The following is a 17467-nucleotide window of genomic DNA, read 5'->3' as shown; positions in this document are numbered from 1 at the left end:
CCCTGCTTGTGTCGGTTAGTGAAGGTTATCCCCGTGTGTCCCGCTTGAGCCTGACACTGAGGGGAGCCCCGCGAACGCGGGGATGGACCGTGGACCGGGTCCGGCTCGTACCGGGCCGGGTCGTGAGCCCCGCGAACGCGGGGATGGACCGGCCCGGTTCCCCGCCCAGGGGCGGTTCCTGGGTGAGCCCCGCAGACGCGGGGATGAGCCAACTCACCGGCCCCTGCAGTGTGTGAGTTCTGAGGACGCGACAAGCGCACGCCTGACCGCTTCGGCGTCAGATGTTGTCAGACCTGCCGTCTACTGTTGCCCACGCGCTACGGGTCTGATGTGAAGGGGAACTTATGGCGTATCCGTTCGGTCCTTCGACGGCGCCCGAACACCTGGTCGACCTACGCCTGTGGGCCAAGGAGCGCGACCTCGGAGGCTATCGCCACCCGCTCGTGTGTCACGCTATGGATGCGGCCGCGATGGCGCTCGCACTGTGGGAGGAGTATCTGGCCCCCGGCCCGCGCGCCACGATCTCCAGTGCGTTAGGCGTCGATGCCGAACAGGCAGGTCGCCTCATCGCCTACTGGGCTGGCCTGCACGACATCGGGAAAGCCACTCCACAGTTCCAGCACCAGATCCCCATCGACCTCCCCGCCTACCCGACTCAGCGGGACCTCGCCGAACGCGTAGGCCACGCCACCGCCACCGCCCGCTGGCTGGAAACAGCGCTTCCGCAGGTCGGCTACCCCCTGACCGATGAGCCGGGCGCGAGTACTCTGCTCGTCGCGCAACTCCTCGGCGGACACCACGGCCTGTTCCCGGAGTTCTTCGATTCCCAAGGCAACAACCCTCTCCGCGATGCCGGTTTCGACGAGGACCGGTGGAACGATCAACGCTGGCAGATCCTGCACACGCTCACAGAACTTCTCGGCAAACCTCAGGCCCCTGAGACTCTCCCAGAGCCGATCGCCGGTGTTGTCTGCGGGCTGGTCATCCTCTCCGACTGGCTCGTCAGCCAGAAGCGACACGTTCTCGCCCAGAAACCCCACAAGCCCAAGGTGGGGGACAAGGTGAGCCTGCGGTCCTACTTCGAGCGTCAGAGGTCCATTACCCCGAAGCTGCTGGATGACTCCGGCCTGCGACCGCTGACCACCACGCCCGCGACCTTCCCGGAATCGTTTCCCGAGATCACCACGCCCAACGGCTTGCAGACCTCCGTCGCCGAGCACCTACCCCAGGTGTGCACCGGTGCGGGACTGCTGCTCATCACCGCGCCGACGGGGATGGGAAAGACGGAAGCGGCGTTCCACGCGGCGGACATCATGGGCTACGCGGCGGGGTGCCCGGGACGCTACATCGCGCTGCCCACGATGGCGACGGCGGACCAGATGTACGACAGGCTTCGCGGATACGCCGAACACAGAGCGGACGTCCCACGTCCCCTGACTCTGCTGCACTCCATGGCCTGGCTCAATGAGGACTACCACCCAGGGGTGCTCGAAACCGCGCAGTCAACCGTTCTGACCTCAGGGCCGGACGGTCAGGGGTTCAAGGTCACCGACTGGCTGTTCGGCCGCAAGCGGGGCCTCCTGGCGTCCTGGTCTGTGGGAACCATCGACCAGATCCTCATGGCTGTGCTCAGGCTCAGGCACAACGTGGTCCGGCTTCTCGGCCTCATCGGGAAAGTCGTCGTCGTTGACGAGGCACACGCGGTCGACCCTTACATGCAGGAGGGGCTTGAGCGGCTTCTCAGGTGGCTGGGGAAGCTGAACGTTCCCGTGATCCTCCTGTCGGCGACCCTGCACCGGACGGTCGCGGACGCCTATGCCACCGCTTACCTCGAGGGCGCGGGCAAACGTCGCCGCACCAGGCTCGGCCGCAGACGGAGGAAGTCCGCACCCTCCGCGCCCGCCGTGGACAGCATCGACTATCCGGGGTGGATCTACGCGGACACCGGCACGGGCACCATCACACGAAACCCCGAACCGATTCTTGGTGAGGAACGCGATCCGCTCCACCTCGACCTGGTCCCCGTCCCACAGGAGGGAAGCGGTTGGGAGCGCAGGGTGGACCGTGCCGGTGCTCTGAAGGACGAGCTCGCTGGCCTGCTCTCCTCTGGGAAAGGGTGTGCGGCGGTCATCTGTACCACGGTCGCCGAGGCCCAGGAGACGTATGACCTGCTCGACGGCGTATTGCACGAACGGTTCCCCGACCCGGCGGAACGTCCGGAGCTGCTTCTGCTGCACGCGAGGTTCCCAGGATGGCAGCGGGACGAGATCACGGAGAAGGTGGTCCGATTCTTCGGTAAGAAGGACGCGGGCAAGAACCGTCCGAAATCAGCGATCCTCGTTGCGACGCAGATCATTGAGCAGAGTCTCGATCTCGACTTTGATTCGATCGTCACCGATCTCGCGCCGATCTCGCTTCTACTGCAACGAGCTGGGCGGTGCTGGCGGCATGAGCGTCTGGGTGTGATCACCCGTCCGGCTTGGGCGCAGCGTCCGCGCGTGGCCGTTCTCGCCCCGGAGCAGCCGACCAAGTCGAGGATGCCTGAAGTGTGGACGTTCGTCTACGCCGCCTCTCTGCTGGTGCGGACGCAGAACCTCCTGCTTGAACGGGAAGGTAGGCCCGTCGAGGTTCCTGGAGACGTTCAGAAGCTTGTGGAGCGGGTGTACGAGGACCCCGGTCTCATCGATGACATGAAGCACGACATCGACCGCCTCGGCAAGGACATGGGCATGCGGACCCTGGCGAAGGACATGTTCGTGTCACCAGATGATCTGAGTGGGGGTCTGTACGAGCTCACGGCCGGGTCGTTCGGTGTGGACGAGGAAGCGGCGTCCACCCGGTTCGACGCCGACTCGGTTCGCGTCCTCTGCTGCTTCAAGGACGCGAGGGGCGAAACCTGGCTGGACCGAGAGTGTACGGTCCCACTCCCTGAGCGTGGGGCGGGACCGGAGGGGGCGTTCACCGAGGCCGACCTGGCGCAGGTGATCTGCAGGACCATCCCCGTGAGAGGCGGGCAGTGGGTGCCGCCGCAGAAAGCGCGTGAAGCGGACCTGCCGCAGGCGTGGCGGAAGGACTTCAGGCTCCGTGAGTTGATCATGATCCCGCAGTACGTGAAAGCCGACGGAACTGTCGAAGAGGGTGAGGTCGGTGATCGATCCTGGGCGCTGCATAAAGAAAAAGGACTTATGTGGAGTTAAATCCTATTTGTCTTATTTGCGGTGTCTTGGAAGTGCAGAGGGAGGCCCTGAGTGCTGGTACAGTGGCGCGCAATGCAGGAGATGTGTTGGCGCGCCAAGCGTCAGCCAGCTTTGGGAGGACGTGCATGAGCGAGTTCAGCATCACTCTGAGGGGGGACGAGCTGCGAGGCTCTCTCCGTGTCATTTTGATCGTCATCGCAGTGCTGGCAGTTGGCCAGGGAGCATGGCTCGACGGCCTGATCTCGGTCTGAGCCTGCTGGACCGCGACGGGCTGGGCGGCCCTGTTGGGGCCGCCGGCTTCCCCACTTCCGTGGGGACAATGAGTGTAGACCTGGCTCTGCCTGCGTCAGCCAGCGGTCCATCCCCGCGTGCGCGGGGCTCTGAGGGCTGAATCCAGGCGGACTCGTTCAACGTGAGCAAGGCGTGGATGAAGCCATTGATAGGACAACATAGCAGGTCACGGCTGTTGCCTTGACAATCGGGTGCGTAGGGACGGAGAACGAGAGGCCATGACGGCTTCCTATCGGCTCGACGAAGAGCCTTGGCTGCCCGTGCGGTGGCTGGACAGCGCTCCAGCCGACGACGGTGAACACCAACCCGAACGCGTGGGGCTGCGTGAACTCTTCCTGTCATCCCACAGCATCGCGGACGTGGAGCTCCCCTTACCTCCGGCCTCGGCGGGCCTGTGGCGCATTCTCGCCCTGATCACCGCGCGCGTCACCGAACTTGATGAGGCCGACAACTCGAGGGAGTGGGCCGAGCGAAGGCTGGAGGTGCTCCGAGCGGGGAGATTCGATGCCGACGAGATCGAAGCCTACTTCGACGACTACGCGGAACGCTTCGACCTTTTCGGAGCTGGCGGGCGGCCCTGGCTCCAAGACCCCCGCCTTGCTGAACAGTGCAAGTCCACCTCTGGTGTCAACAAACTGTGCTGGGGCCGCAGCGCGGGCAACAACCAAGTGTGGCTGGGAGGCCATGCCACCGACCTCGCCCCCGAACCCATCACGCCGGACATCGCGGTCCAGCATCTGATCGCCACGGTCTACTACGGGCCCTCGGGGCGCTGCACCGCGCGAGTCGTCGACGGAGTCAACAAGGCGGACACGTCGGCGGGGCCGTTGCGGTCATCGCTGTCGTTCCACCCTCTCGGGGAGAACCTCTTCACCAGCCTGGTCATGAACATCCCCTATCCCGGGAAGGGCGCACCCGACGAAGCGCCGTGGGAGAGGGACGAGCTCGACGACCCGACCGGCCTTCCCCCCGAGGCCACGGGGCTGGCCGGGGTCCTCACCAACCAGTACCGTCACGCGGTTCTCCTCCACCCCTCCGACGACGGCCGGAGCGTCATCGACGCCACCATCACCTGGGGGTTCCGTATCACCAAGGAGTTCCGTGAGGCGTGGTCACCGCCGACCGACCCCTTCCAGATCTATCTGACCTCCAAAGAGGGCAGGCGCTACGGGAAGCCAGCGGACGCCGCGCGCGCCGTGTGGCGTGATCTGGACGCCCTCCTGCGGGACGACGAGAGTTCAGGTCGGAGCCGTCCCACGCTGTTCAACACCTGGAATTCGTACGAAGGCGTCTCCCGGGAACTGCAGCGCACGCTGAGGGTTCGGGCCTTCGGCTTCGACCAGGACGGCCAGACCCGCGACCGGCAGTGGTTCTCCGCCGTGACCCCCGCCGTTCTGCGGTGGCTCAAGAACAGCGCCGCCGACTCCGAGGAGGCGGACCGAGCTCGGCGCAGGATCCGACTGTCCGTCTCCTCCGCCGAAGGGGCTGGGCGGCGGCTGGAGAGCGCGCTCAAAGCCGCCTGGAAGGAGAGCAACAGCCCGAGCGGCGGGGACTCCCGCAAGGCGGATACGGGAACCGGGCCCTGGCTGCGTCCGGGGATGTCCCTGTACTGGTCGGAGGCGGGGCGAATCTTCTGGCGGATCGCGTTCGACGGTGCGGCCGAATCACCCGGCAACGACTTCGTCCTCGCGGCCGCCCGAGCCTTCGAAAAAGTCACGGACGCCTACGCCTCCAGACCGAGGACGGCGAGCGTCATCGAACACCACCGTGGCCGACTCTTCAGACAATGGACCCAACAGCGGGAAGACGCTGAATCATGAGTACACGAGAGCGTGGGGAGATCAGCTTCCTCGCCGACCGGATGGTGACACTTTTGCAGGAGCGGATCGTCACCTCCCCCGGTGACCGATCGGTGCTCCGGAGGATGGTGGGCCATCCGCCCACCCACCCGACCGCCCGGCCGGCGCACGGTGTGGTCTACAGCTGCCTTCGAGGCCCACACGGCGAACCGCTCGATCTTCCCGAGGGTCTGGCGGAGGAATGGGCCTTCTACGGGGTGGCCGCCCTCCTGGCCGCGCAACCGCGCACAGCGAGGGACGAAGGCACGGCTGACGAACACGCGGCCGCCGACTCGGAAGAATCCGAAGGGCAGAGCGAACCGAGTGCCGACGGCGCCACGAACGAGGACTCCGGCCCCGACGACGGTCAGACGCCACGGGAGAAGAACGGCCGACTCAACCTCGGGGCCTCGCTTGCGCGGGGGGTCAGGACAGGCGATCTCAAGGCCGACACGACCGAGAGCAGGCTCCACCGGCTCTGCCGCCTGGACCTCGCAGGCATTCACAAGCGCCTGCCAGCACTGGTACGCCAAGCCCGGACCCGCCAGGTCCCCGTCGACTGGGTGGTGCTGATCGAAGACCTGGCGCGATGGGGCGGTGAGCGGGACATGGTCGCCAAGGAATGGCTGCAGTCCTACCACCGCACGCGCAACCGGGATCTCCACGAGGAAGAGAAGCAGAAGCGACAAGAAGGCGGCGACACCGCCTCCGGCGACGACGAGGAGCAGTGACCCCCATGAAGGCCGCCTACATCGACGTACACGCCCTCCAGACCCTGCCGTACTCAAACACGAACCGAGACGACCTGGGATCTCCCAAAACGGTGGTTTTCGGGGGATATGAGCGCACACGGATCTCCAGTCAGAGTTGGAAGCGCGTCATCCGCCACGAGGTGGAGAAGAGTCTGGGCGACCCCGCGGTACGGACCAGGCGCCTGGTCGGAGCTGTGGCAGAAGAGCTGCGCGGGCGCGGATGGGATGACGGCCCCGCGGAGGAGGCCGGGCGCCAGATCATCGTCTCGGCCGGGATGAAGCTCGAGCCGCGGAAGAAGGGACAGGAGGACAAGGCGCAGGACACGTCCGTGCTCTTCTACCTCCCCCAGGCCGCGATCAGCGAACTCGCCGACGTGGCGTCCGGGTACGCGGAGGCCATCGGAGAGGAGTTGACCAAGAAGAAGCCCTCGAAACAGGGCGTCCTTCCCGCAGACGAGGTCACTCAGATCCTCAAGTCACGCAGCGGCACCATCAACCTCTTCGGGCGCATGCTCGCCGAACTACCGGGCGGGCAGGTCGACGGGGCCGTCCAGTTCGCGCACGCGTTCACCGTGCACGGCACGGCCGTGGAGACGGACTTCTTCACCGCGGTCGACGATATCCCCCGGGAAGACGACCACGGCAGCGGCCACATGAACGTCGGGGAGTTCAGCTCGGGCACGTTCTACCGCTACGCCAACATCAATCTGGCGCAGCTGCTCGACAACCTGGGCGGCGACGAGGAGACCGCACGAGAACTGGTCGCCCAGTTCCTCAGGGGATTCATCGCCACCGTCCCCACCGGCAAACAGAACGCCACGGGCGCCCAGACGGTGCCCGACCTGGTCCACGTCAGCGTGCGCGCCGACAGGCCCGTGTCCTACGCCGCGGCCTTCGAAGAGCCGATCCAGTCCACTGCGGGCTTCACCGCGCGAGCGCAGACGAGGATGGACAGCTACGCCGAACAGCTCAACCGGGTCTGGTGGGACGACACCTCCACCGCCTTCCACGCAGGCATCAACCTGGACAAGGAGCTGCCCAACCTCGGGAGCCGAGTCGAGTCGTACCCCGCTCTCATCAGCTCCGTTCTGGAGCACGCCGGTGGCACGGCCGGGGACGCGAACACGTGAGCGGCCTGCTGATTCGGCTCACCGGCCCGATGCAGAGCTGGGGGGAACACAGCAGTTTCGGTGACCGCGACACCATCGACCACCCCACGCGCTCGGCTCTGATCGGGATGTTCGCGGCGGCTGAAGGACGTGATCGTTCCCAGCTGCTTGAGCGCTACGAGCCGTTGACGTTCACCATCCGCATCGACCGGCCCGGCGTGAGGATGGTCGACTTCCACACCATCGGAGGCGCGGTGCCAGCTCGGCGGAGCGTTCCGACCGCGGAGGGCAAACGGCGTTCCGAAGGCCAGGGAACGATCGTCACACGCCGCTCCTACCTGTCTGACGCGGTGTTCACCGTCGCTGTCGAAGGCCCTTCACGGCTCACCGAGGAGGTGGCCACGGCTTTGGAGTCACCGCGTTGGGCACCGTATCTCGGCAGGCGGGGCTATGTCCCGGATGAACCGCTGTTGCTCCGCGCCCAGGTGGAGGATCCGGTACGGAAACTGCGAGAGGAAGTGCCTCTCGCTCCGCGCACGGGCGGACGGATCGAGTGGGGTGAGGACCGCAGACCCCTCAGCGTGCGGATCCCGTTCGTGGAGGAAACGGCGTCAGCGGATCAGGAAGGCGACCGGAGTGTGGCGGTTCTCAACGACGTGCCGGTCAGTTTCGCCGGGCAGGCGCGTGTCTACCGCTTCCGATCAGTGAGCACGGGCCTCGAACGGCTTCCCGGAGCGCTACTCACCCGAGGCCCGGACGAGTACCGCAGGCGCATCCTCAAATACGTGGGGGAAGGGCGATGCCAGTCCAACTGACCAAGATCGAACTCGATGACCGGGTGAGGGACGTCCGACGCTCCACCGCGGGCGACCAACACCGGATCCTGATGAAGTTGGTCGAGGAGAGCCTGGGTGGGAGCAGGATCGACTCCCCGAGACAGAAGGCCGGGCTGCTCTTTCGCGTCGAGGAGACCAGGGCAGGCCGTCACATGCTCGTGCAGAGCCGTTGCGAGCTGAGCGGGGAACGCCTGCCGTCAGGATTCGACATCACGGGGGTCAGGGATCTGTCACCGCTGCTCGACCGGTTGAGCAAGGGGGACGTCGTCAGGTACCGCATCGTGGGCAGCCCCATGAAGCGACTGGGAAAGAGCGACAGGCCCCGCGAGCTGAGGAAGCGGAACGGCGAACGGCTGAGTTCGGACGCTCACGAACTTCCGCTGGTCGGCGCGGCGGCTGACGCCTGGTGGGAGAAGAAGGCCGACCAGAGTGGTCTGGAGCTGATCAGCGCGACCGCGACGCGTCTCAACGAGCGAATCGACTACCGGGGCAAGCGCGCGGTTCGGATGCCGGCGGTCCGTTTCGATGGGCTGGCCCGAGTCGGTGACGCCGAACCGCTCAGAGAAGCGGTGGTGAATGGCGTGGGGCGGGGCAAGGTCTTCGGCTGCGGCATGCTGAGTCTCGCCTACGTGCGAGTCGGTGGCGCGGGGGCAGAGGCGTCATGACCACGTGGAGAGGCAACGCGAAGAAGGAGCTGCTGCGTCCGACCCTGGCGATGTTGCCGAGAGTCTCGGACGGGTTGTCGTTCTTGTACGCCGACGTCGTGCGAATCGTCCAGACCGACTCGGGAGTGTGCGCGGAGACGGAGACCGACTCCGGTGTGGTGCACAGGGTCCCCATCCCGACGGCGGCGCTGGCATGCCTCCTCCTGGGGCCTGGAACGTCCATCACGTCGTCGGCCATGGCGACCCTCTTCCGACACGGCACGACGGTCGTCAGTACGGGTTCCGGAGGCATCCTCCACTACGGCGGCTGGACGTCCCCCGACCGGACGGCCAAGTGGATGGATCTCCAGGCCCGTGCCTACGCCGACGACGAGCAGCGGCTGGACGTGGCGCATGCCATGTTCGAGCTCCGTTTCGGCGAGGAGGTGCCTGAGGGAACCTCGATCGAGACCCTCCGTGCCCTGGAGGGCAGGCGCATGCGCAACCTGTACCAGGGCCTGGCCAGCAAGTACCGGCTCAAACCGTTCAAGCGGAACTACAACCCGGAGTCCTGGGGCGACCAGGACCCGGTGAACAAGGCCCTCTCCTCCGCGAACGCCGCCCTGTACGGCGTGGTGCACTCGGTGGTGATGCACCTGGGGTGTCATCCGGGGCTCGGGTTCGTGCACAGCGGTAAGCAGAACTCGTTCGTCTACGACATCGCTGACCTGTACAAAGCCGAGACGACGATCCCCTTGGCGTTCTCTCTGCATGACGCGGAGAACCCCGAATCGGCTGCCAGGAGGAGACTGCGCAGCGAGCTCAAGCTGTACCGGATGATCCCTCGGATCGTCCGTGACATCCAACTGCTGCTCGATCCTGACGCGGCCGGAGTCGAGGCGGAGGCCCCGAAACGCTGGCGCGTCGTCGACCTGTGGGACCCACAGCGTGGGGCGGTAGCTGGGGGAGTCAACTACGGAGACCAGGCAGGGAGCCCCCTGGAGTCTCCGTTCGACGATCTGGGAGAGGAGCCCGGCTGATGGCGGGAATGGTCGTGATCTCGACGACGGCGGTTCCGCCACATGTCCGTGGCGCACTGACCCGCTGGATGGTCGAGCCACAGGCAGGGCTGTATGTCGGCACGATGGCGGCTCGCGTCCGGGACCGGCTCTGGGAGCTGGTGAGCGAGTCCGTTGAGGAGGGGTCTGCTGTTTGCGCGCACCCAACCGACAATGAGCAAAGGTTCATCGTGAAGACGGCCGGGGAGAGTCGCAGGGAGGTCGTCGACTTCGATGGGCTCCAGCTCATTCGGTTCATCGGAGTCACAGACGAGGAGGACGACGCGTCGACGGCGAGTCCTCCCCCTGAGGAAATATAACGCGAAGATAACGTCCTGTGTTGTTGCAGGTCATTTGCTGTGAGCCCCGCAGACGCGGGGATGGACCGACGCCCGGTGCCGAATCGGCGGGACCGCAGGTGTGAGCCCCGCAGACGCGGGGATGGACCGCCCCCACCGGAGGGTCCGCCCCCTACTGCCGAGTGAGCCCCGCAGACGCGGGGATGGACCGCGGGACGGGCAGACCCGGCGGTGGATGGTGCCGTGAGCCCCGCAGACGCGGGGATGGACCGCCTACGAGCGGGCCCGTATCCGCGCCGACTTCGTGAGCCCCGCAGACGCGGGGATGGACCGCCTACGAGCGGGCCCGTATCCGCGCCGACTTCGTGAGCCCCGCAGACGCGGGGATGGACCGCCGTCCAGTTCGTCATCGGAGGTGGTGGTGACGTGAGCCCCGCAGACGCGGGGATGGACCGAACCCCCCGTGTCCGGCCTCAGCGACGACCTGGTGAGCCCCGCAGACGCGGGGATGGACCGGGCGACACGTACACCGTTCCCAGCGCCCTTGAGTGAGCCCCGCAGACGCGGGGATGGACCGGCCGTCGACCAGGCCCCCACGGACCCGGAGGGGTGAGCCCCGCAGACGCGGGGATGGACCGCCAACGCACTCCAGATCGCGACCGGCGACCCGGTGAGCCCCGCAGACGCGGGGATGGACCGGACATGGGCACCACCGCCGAAGACGAGCAGCCGTGAGCCCCGCAGACGCGGGGATGGACCGACGACTTTCGGGCCAGGAGAGCGACCTCCTGGGTGAGCCCCGCAGACGCGGGGATGGACCGGTTTTCGCGATGGCTGTAGTAGCCACTGACGGGTGAGCCCCGCAGACGCGGGGATGGACCGATGTCGTACGTGGCGTTGTGGCAGATGACCTGGTGAGCCCCGCAGACACGGGGATGGACCGGCCGACACCATCCGAGCAGCGCGCACTGGCACGTGAGCCCCGCAGACGCCGGGATGGACCGAAGGGCGGCCGTCCCTCCAAGGGCGACCGACAGTGAGCCCGGCGGACGCGGGGGTGGACCTCAGGTGTACCGACAGGCGTGTCCCCGCCGATCGGCGAGCCGGAGCCCCTGCTGGCCCCCGCCGAGGTCGTGGTCATGTTCCACGTGGCACCCATGACGGTCACGCGGTGGGCCAGGTCGGGAAAGCTGCGTTCGTTTCGCACCCTGGGCGGCCACCGCCGCTACTGCGAGGCCGAGGTGCGCTCCTTCCTGAACGGAACCCCACGGGTCTGGCGACTGACGGAGGTTGAAGCCTCGGGTCGTGGAACGACTGCATGGTCGGCTTCGCTGATCCCTGCCGCCGGGATCGACGCCGTATCCGATGATCCCGTGTGCCTGGAGTCCTGCTCCGGGCGCACGGGGGCTACGTGTTCGGGAGTGATTCGGTGGTGTCGCCTGTCGACCACGGGCCAGGAACGCGGCAGGCCCTCGTTCTGGCGCCAGAGCGCCTGGACACGACGAAAACGGGCTCCCGCGGGAGCCCGTTCCGAAGGTGTTGCTGGTGGGCGATACAGGATTCGAACCTGTGACCTCTACCGTGTCAAGGTAGCGCTCTAACCAACTGAGCTAACCGCCCGTGTGAAGCATGGGAGGTGGAGACGGGATTTGAACCCGTGTAGACGGCTTTGCAGGCCGCTGCCTCGCCTCTCGGCCACTCCACCGAGACACGCGGAGCACGAGGCCCCGCGTCTCCTCCGAGCGGACGACGGGATTCGAACCCGCGACCCTCACCTTGGCAAGGTGATGCTCTACCAACTGAGCCACGTCCGCTTGCCGCTCGGCCCGGGCCCCGTTTCCGCGGCCCCCGCCGTGCTGCTGGTAAGAACTCTAGCGGAAAGTCGGCAGACGGCAAATCGGTCCAGCGCGCGACCGGTGCGCGGCCCCTCGTCGGCGCCCGCGCCGCCCGCGTGAGCGGCGGTTAACGTCCGCGTCACACCGAGGGGTGAACAATGGGAAGCACCTGCGCGAACGACGGGGGAGGCGGCATGGACGGGACCGGGGGCGTCCCCACGGACGGAGACCCGGGACACGGCGCACAGCGGTCGTGGCGGGAGGCCCGGGAGACGGCGCGCCGCCTCGGCCTCGAACTCGCCCTCGCCCCGCGCGAGGTCCCGCTGGAGGAGGCCCTGGGCGCCGTCCTCGGCGACGACGTGCGCGCCCTGGTCGGCCTGCCCGCCTACGACGCCTCGGCCATGGACGGCTACGCGGTGGCGGGGGAGGGGCCCTGGCGGCTGGTCGGCACCCGGTTGGCTGGGGCGCCGGCGTCGCGCGACGGGCTGCGCCCCGGTGAGGCCGTCGAGATCGCCACCGGCGCCCACGTGCCCAAGGGCACCGAGGCGGTCCTGCCCTACGAACGGGCGACGCTCGCGCCGGGCCGGGTCGGGGGCGATGTCACGCCGGGGCGACACGTGCGCTGGTCGGGTGAGGAGATCGCGCCGGGTGAGACCGTTCTCACACGGGGTGCCGTGGTCACTCCGGCCGCGCTCGGCCTGGCCGCCAGCCTCGGCCACGAGACCCTGCCCGTCCGCCAGCCCCGGGTGGCCGTGATCGTCACCGGCGACGAGGTCACCGACTCCGGACTGCCGGGGGAGGGCACCGTGCGCGACGCCATCGGCCCCGTTCTGCCGGGGGTCGCCCGGTGGGCGGGGGCGCGGGTCGTACGGGTGCGCCGCCTGGGCGACGACCGGCGGGCGCTGCGCGCGGCCGTCACCGGGACGGGCGCCGACGTGGTCGCCGTGTGCGGCTCGTCGTCGAAGGGGCCCGCCGACCACGTCCGAGCGGTCCTGGCCGACCTCGGCGCCGAGGTCGTCGTGGACGGCGTCGCCTGCCGACCAGGCCACCCCCAGGTGCTCGCGCACGCCGGCGGCACCGCGTTCGTGGGCCTGCCGGGCAACCCCGGTGCCGCCCTCGTCGCGGCGCTCACCCTCCTGGTCCCCCTGGTCAGCGCCCTGGCGGAGCGGCCGGACCCGAGCCGGGACGCCGCCCGGGTGCCCCTGGAGGGTGACGTGTGTCCGCACCACCGCGACACCCGTCTCGTCCCCGTGCGCGTGTGTGACGGATGCGCCCTCCCGGTGGGCCACGACCGGCCGGGCAGCCTGCGCGGGGCCGCGATCGCCGACGCCTACGCCGTGGTGCCGCCGGGTTGGTGCGGTTCCGACGTGGAACTCCTCCGCCTGCCCTGACCGGTCACGGGGCACCACCGGCCCCGGACAGGCGTCGGCCCCGGGGAACCCTCCCCGGGGCCGACGCCTGTCCGGCTAGGGCCTGTTTCTGGAACGGTCACCCGAAGGGGTGTCGTTCGGGTGCCGCCAGGGTGCTGCAAGACGAGGCGAGCCGCGAGCGAGGAACGAGCGTCAGGCGTGGCCGAGGATGAAGCATCCCTGGCCGTTGGGGCGCCCGAACACGGTCCGAAGCGAAGCGGAGGACCCAAGGAACACGGCCTATCCGCGCGACCGCTCCTGCTCGCGTGGCTCCGCGGCCGACGCGTCGGTCCCGTCCCGCTGGCCCGTCATGGCCGGGCCGGTCTCCCGGCGCAGGAGCACCCACGCCTGGACGGCCGCGGCCAGCACGATCAACGCGGCGATGACGCTCGTCACGTGCATCCCGCCCGTGAACGCGGTCCGCGCCGCGTCCAACAGGTCGGCGCCGGCGGTCCCACCCAGGCCGGCCGCGGCGTTGGCGGCCCCGCCCAGGGTCTGCCCCGCCTGCTCCATGCTGGGCGCGGGAACACCCTCGACCCTGGTCAGACCGGACTGGTAGAACCCGGTCAGCACGCTGCCCAGCACCGCGACGCCGAGCGCGCCGCCCAGCTCGTAGGCGGTCTCGGAGATCGCCGAGGCCGCGCCGGCGCGCTGTGGCGGGGCGGCCGACATGATCGCCCCGTTGGTCAGGGTCTCGGCGAAACCGGCGCCGGTGGCGATCAGGCCGAAGCCCAGGGCCACGACCGCCACGCCGGTGGCGGTGTCGTGCTCGGAGGTGAGCACGAGTACCGCGAACCCGGCCGCGGTCACCACGAGGGCCGAACCGATCACCGTCGCCAGGCTGAGCCGACGGGCGGCCCGCACGGCGACGAAGCTCGCCAGCACCGACAGCACCAGGCCCGGCAGCAGCACGTACCCCGCGCGCATCGGCGACACCCCCAGCACCAACTGGAGGTACTGCGTGAGGAAGAACAACGACGCGACCAGCGAGAACACGATCATCAGGTTCGTGACGACCGCCACGCTGAACACCCGCGACCGGAACAGGTCCACGTCGATGAGCGGGTCCTTCAGGACCAGCTGTCGCCGGACGAACACGGCGCCGAGGACCAGGCCGAACACCAGGGACACGGCCGGAACCACCGTGATCCCCTCCGTGGCGAGCTTCTTGATCCCGTACACGGCGGGCAGCATCGTCGCCATCGACAGCGCGACGCTGGGCAGGTCCATCCGGCCCGGGCGCGGGTCGCGCGACCCGCGGACCAGGATCGGCACGAACACCAGGATCAGCGCCATCACCGGCAGGTTGATGAGGAAGACCGAACCCCAGAAGAAGTGCTCCAGCAGCCATCCGCCCAGGATCGGGCCGAGCGCGGCTCCGGCGGAGAACCCCGACGCCCAGATGGCGATGGCCAGCAGGCGCTGGCGCGCGTCGAGGAAGGTGTTGCGCAGCAGGGACAGGGTCGAGGGCATCAGTGACGCGCCCGCCACGCCCAGCAGGGCGCGGGCCACGACGAGCACCTCGGGTGTGGGCGCGAACGCGGCCAGCAGGGACGCGCCGCCGAAGGCCGCGGAGCCGACCAGCAGGAGTCGGCGGCGGCCGACGCGGTCCCCCAGGGACCCCATGGTGATCAGCAGTCCGGCCAGGATGAAGCCGTAGATGTCGATGATCCACAGCAGCTGGCCCGCGCTGGGCCGCAGTTCCTCGCTCAGTTGGGGGACCGCGAACCCGAGCACGGTCATGTCGACGGAGATCAGGACGACGGGCAGGACCAGAACGGCGAGCGCGGCCCACTCACGCGGCCCCGCGAGCGCGGGGGCGGCCCCTCGGGGGCCGAGCGTGGGGATCAGGCCGCGGCGGGCCTTGCCGAAACTCATCTTTCCTCGTTACGACTCGTTGGTGGCGCGCCGCACGGATCGGGGGCGCGGTGCCGCCGGACGGGACCAGGGGTTCCGGGCCGACGGGGGAGGGTGATCGACCGGAGGCACACTCCGGGATTCTTAAACCGTCCAGACGGTACAGTACCGTCCAGCCGGTACAGTGTCAATCGTGAACACATCGAACACCCGTGACCGCATCCTCGACGCGCTCCAGGACATCCTCATCAACGAGGGCTACACCGCGGTGACCCTGGAGGCGGTCGCGCGCGCGGCCTCGGTCTCCAAGGGCGGCCTGCTCTACCACTTCCCCTCCAAGTCCGCTCTGCTCACGGGGTTGATCGACCGCCTGAGCGTGCTCGCCGAGGAGGAGTTCCGCGAGGCCCGGGAGGGCGGCGAGGGCGTGGTCCGCGTGTTCCTGCGCACCTCGCTTCCGCAGAGCCCGGAGGAGCGCGAGCTCTACTGGTCCGTCATCGCCGCCCTGCGCGGCCAGGAGGACCTGTCCGAGGAGGCCGTCCGCCTGGTCCAGAACCTCTTCACGCGGTGGGGGGAACTCCTGCACGAGGAGCTCGCCGACCCGGTGCTGGCCGAGATCATCCTGCGCGCGGGCGACGGGCTGTACATGGCCGCGATCGCCGGCCTGCCCCAGCCCGACCCGGCGCTGCGCCAGCAGATGTTCGACCGCCTGGTCGAGGCCTCCGACAAGGTGCGTCGCCCCCGCTGAACCGGCGCGGAGCCGGGTGTCCGGCGCCCCGGTCCGGGAAGGATCACCGACACGGGTCCGCCGCCCGCGGAGGTGTCGGGAGTGTGTGGGGGAGGTAACGGTGTGGTGCTGTTCACACGACTCCGATCGTGGTTTACTAGCCAGTAACTTCGTAGCCGCAACCGGGCCCCGCGCTCGTCGGGTGCCCGCCCACCTGGCGAGGTGAAGTGTGCACTACCTCAGTGAGTGGGGTGCGCCAGGTCGACCCGGGCGCCGTGCTTCGCGAGACTGGTCCCACCTCGCCGGAGCGTCCACGGGGTGAGAACACGCAGACGGGAAGGCGGGGAGCCGATGCACAGGCTCACCAACCAGGTACGGCCGTACGCCTGGGGCGCGCGAACCGCGATTCCTCGGCTCCTGGGCACCGAGCCCGACGGCACACCCCAGGCCGAGCTGTGGTTGGGCGCCCACCACGGCGCACCCAGTACCGCGCACTGTGACGAAGGCCCCAGACCCCTGCCCCGCCTCATCGCCGACGACCCCCACCGCGTCCTCGGCCGCCGGGCCGCCGAACGCTTCGGACCCCGCCTCCCCTTCCTGCTGAAGTTCCTGGCCGCCGAGGCGCCCCTGTCCCTCCAGGTGCACCCGGACGCCGAACGCGCGCGATCGGGCCACGACGCCGAGGAGCGCGCGGGCATCCCCCTCGACGCGCCGCACCGCAACTACCGCGATCCCCACCACAAACCCGAGCTCCTCCTGGCCCTGGAGCCCTTCGAGGCGCTGTGCGGCTTCCGCGAACCCGCCGCCGCCCGCGCCGACCTGGAGGGGCTGGACTGCGCGCTGGCCCGACTGCTGCGCGACGACCTCGCCGCCCCCGACGCCGGCGACGCCCTGCGCTCGGCCCTCACCCGCCTGCTCACGCTGCCCGCGGCGGACCGGGGGAGGCTGATCGGCGAGTTCGTCGCCGAATGGTCGGCCCGCGGGGGGCGCGGCGCGCACGCGGGGATCCTCACCGACCTGGCGGACCGCTACCCGGGCGACCCCGGCGCCGTGGCCGCCCTGCTGCTCAACCGCGTCACCCTCTGGCCCGGACAGGCGCTCTTCCTGCCCGCCGGGAACATGCACGCCTACCTGCGGGGCACGGCCGTGGAGGTCATGGCCAGCTCCGACAACGTGCTGCGGGCCGGGCTCACCTGCAAGCACGTCGACGCCCCCGAGCTGTTGGACGTGGTGGACTTCTCGGTTCTGCCGATCCCCTACTCCCGCCCCCGCCTCCTGGACGGACGCCGCGAGTTCCGTCCGGCCGCGCCCGAGTTCGCCCTCCACGAGATCGGCCCCGGCCGGGTGGCCGCCCACCTGCCCGGCGAGGGGCCGACCGTGGTGCTGGCGCTGCACGGCGAGGTCGAGCTGGTGGCCGAGGTCGGCCGCGGGATCACCCTCCAGCGCGGCGAATCGGTGTTCGTGCGGGCCGACAACGGGCCGATCAAGGTGGAGGGGCACGGCCACGTCGTCGCGGCCACCGTGGGCGACCAGGGCCGTTGACGCTCGGTTCGTCCGCCGCGGAGCACCTCGTACCCGCCGATACCCTGGGCCCCTACGTTCACTCTGACAACATGAG

The 17467-nt window shown here is 68.9% G+C and carries 13 protein-coding genes, 3 tRNA genes, 1 pseudogene and 1 CRISPR repeat array; of the genes and pseudogenes, 13 read left to right on the top strand and 4 right to left on the bottom strand.

The window, feature by feature from the left end; translation table 11 throughout:
• The first annotated feature begins 344 nt into the window (after positions 1–344).
• The 10 genes and pseudogenes from DVR05_RS04650 to DVR05_RS04610 all read left to right on the top strand — a co-directional run.
• A complete protein-coding gene (locus DVR05_RS04650) occupies positions 345–3197 on the top strand; it encodes a CRISPR-associated endonuclease Cas3'' (protein ID WP_116244547.1) in 2853 nt (950 codons plus the stop codon).
• A 125-nt stretch (positions 3198–3322) separates the two neighbouring features.
• Positions 3323–3448, top strand: coding sequence for a hypothetical protein (locus DVR05_RS27705; protein WP_255422988.1), 126 nt, complete (start codon positions 3323–3325; stop codon positions 3446–3448).
• Positions 3449–3706: 258 nt separating this feature from the next.
• Positions 3707–5308: a type I-E CRISPR-associated protein Cse1/CasA gene (gene casA / locus DVR05_RS04645; RefSeq protein WP_116244546.1), complete on the top strand. Its 1602-nt coding sequence runs from the start codon at positions 3707–3709 to the stop codon at positions 5306–5308.
• Positions 5305–6057: a type I-E CRISPR-associated protein Cse2/CasB gene (casB, locus tag DVR05_RS04640; protein WP_116244545.1), complete on the top strand. Its 753-nt coding sequence runs from the start codon at positions 5305–5307 to the stop codon at positions 6055–6057. Before casA ends, casB begins: the two co-directional genes overlap by 4 nt.
• A 5-nt stretch (positions 6058–6062) precedes the next feature.
• Complete coding sequence (gene cas7e, locus DVR05_RS04635; RefSeq protein ID WP_116244544.1) at positions 6063–7208, top strand: type I-E CRISPR-associated protein Cas7/Cse4/CasC; 1146 nt, start codon at positions 6063–6065, stop codon at positions 7206–7208.
• Entirely contained in the window at positions 7205–8002 is a 798-nt protein-coding gene (gene cas5e / locus DVR05_RS04630; RefSeq protein WP_116244543.1) for a type I-E CRISPR-associated protein Cas5/CasD, read from the top strand. Before cas7e ends, cas5e begins: the two co-directional genes overlap by 4 nt.
• A complete protein-coding gene (gene cas6e, locus DVR05_RS04625; RefSeq protein ID WP_116244542.1) occupies positions 7987–8688 on the top strand; it encodes a type I-E CRISPR-associated protein Cas6/Cse3/CasE in 702 nt (233 codons plus the stop codon). The genes cas5e and cas6e overlap by 16 nt, the downstream gene beginning before the upstream one ends.
• Positions 8685–9707 (top strand): type I-E CRISPR-associated endonuclease Cas1e, encoded by a 1023-nt coding sequence (gene cas1e / locus DVR05_RS04620; protein ID WP_116244541.1) that lies wholly within the window; start codon positions 8685–8687, stop codon positions 9705–9707. The genes cas6e and cas1e overlap by 4 nt, the downstream gene beginning before the upstream one ends.
• A complete protein-coding gene (gene cas2e / locus DVR05_RS04615; RefSeq protein ID WP_116244540.1) occupies positions 9707–10045 on the top strand; it encodes a type I-E CRISPR-associated endoribonuclease Cas2e in 339 nt (112 codons plus the stop codon). The genes cas1e and cas2e overlap by 1 nt, the downstream gene beginning before the upstream one ends.
• A gap of 39 nt (positions 10046–10084) precedes the next feature.
• A CRISPR array of direct repeats spans positions 10085–11089; the repeat unit is 29 nt; unit sequence GTGAGCCCCGCAGACGCGGGGATGGACCG.
• Between the two features lie 17 nt (positions 11090–11106).
• Positions 11107–11286, top strand: a pseudogene (locus DVR05_RS04610) (BldC family transcriptional regulator); the annotation flags it as partial.
• A gap of 281 nt (positions 11287–11567) precedes the next feature.
• Here the strand turns inward: DVR05_RS04610 and DVR05_RS04605 are convergent.
• The 3 genes from DVR05_RS04605 to DVR05_RS04595 form a co-directional block, all read right to left on the bottom strand.
• Positions 11568–11644: transfer RNA gene (locus tag DVR05_RS04605), tRNA-Val, on the bottom strand.
• Positions 11645–11658: 14 nt separating this feature from the next.
• Positions 11659–11729 (bottom strand) — tRNA-Cys (locus DVR05_RS04600).
• A 36-nt stretch (positions 11730–11765) separates the two neighbouring features.
• Positions 11766–11838 (bottom strand) — tRNA-Gly (locus tag DVR05_RS04595).
• A gap of 215 nt (positions 11839–12053) precedes the next feature.
• Between DVR05_RS04595 and DVR05_RS04590 the strand changes: the two genes are divergently transcribed.
• A complete protein-coding gene (locus DVR05_RS04590; protein ID WP_232831981.1) occupies positions 12054–13250 on the top strand; it encodes a molybdopterin molybdotransferase MoeA in 1197 nt (398 codons plus the stop codon).
• A 258-nt stretch (positions 13251–13508) separates the two neighbouring features.
• On the opposite strand, the gene DVR05_RS04585 is transcribed toward DVR05_RS04590, so the two are convergent.
• A complete protein-coding gene (locus DVR05_RS04585) occupies positions 13509–15146 on the bottom strand; it encodes an MFS transporter (RefSeq protein ID WP_116244538.1) in 1638 nt (545 codons plus the stop codon).
• Positions 15147–15318: 172 nt separating this feature from the next.
• On the opposite strand from DVR05_RS04585, the gene DVR05_RS04580 reads away from it, so the two are divergent.
• The gene (locus DVR05_RS04580; RefSeq protein ID WP_116244537.1) at positions 15319–15870 is read left to right on the top strand and encodes a TetR/AcrR family transcriptional regulator; all 552 of its coding nucleotides are present in this window, start codon (positions 15319–15321) and stop codon (positions 15868–15870) included.
• Positions 15871–16200: 330 nt separating this feature from the next.
• Positions 16201–17391, top strand: coding sequence for a mannose-6-phosphate isomerase, class I (gene manA / locus DVR05_RS04575; protein WP_116244536.1), 1191 nt, complete (start codon positions 16201–16203; stop codon positions 17389–17391).
• Positions 17392–17467: the final 76 nt, after the last annotated feature.

Origin of the sequence: Nocardiopsis sp. FIRDI 009 (assembly GCF_003386285.1) — a bacterium.
In the GTDB taxonomy this organism is placed as follows: domain Bacteria; phylum Actinomycetota; class Actinomycetes; order Streptosporangiales; family Streptosporangiaceae; genus Nocardiopsis.
Note: the sequence above shows the minus strand (reverse complement) of the source record. Positions and strands in the feature narration are given on the sequence as shown.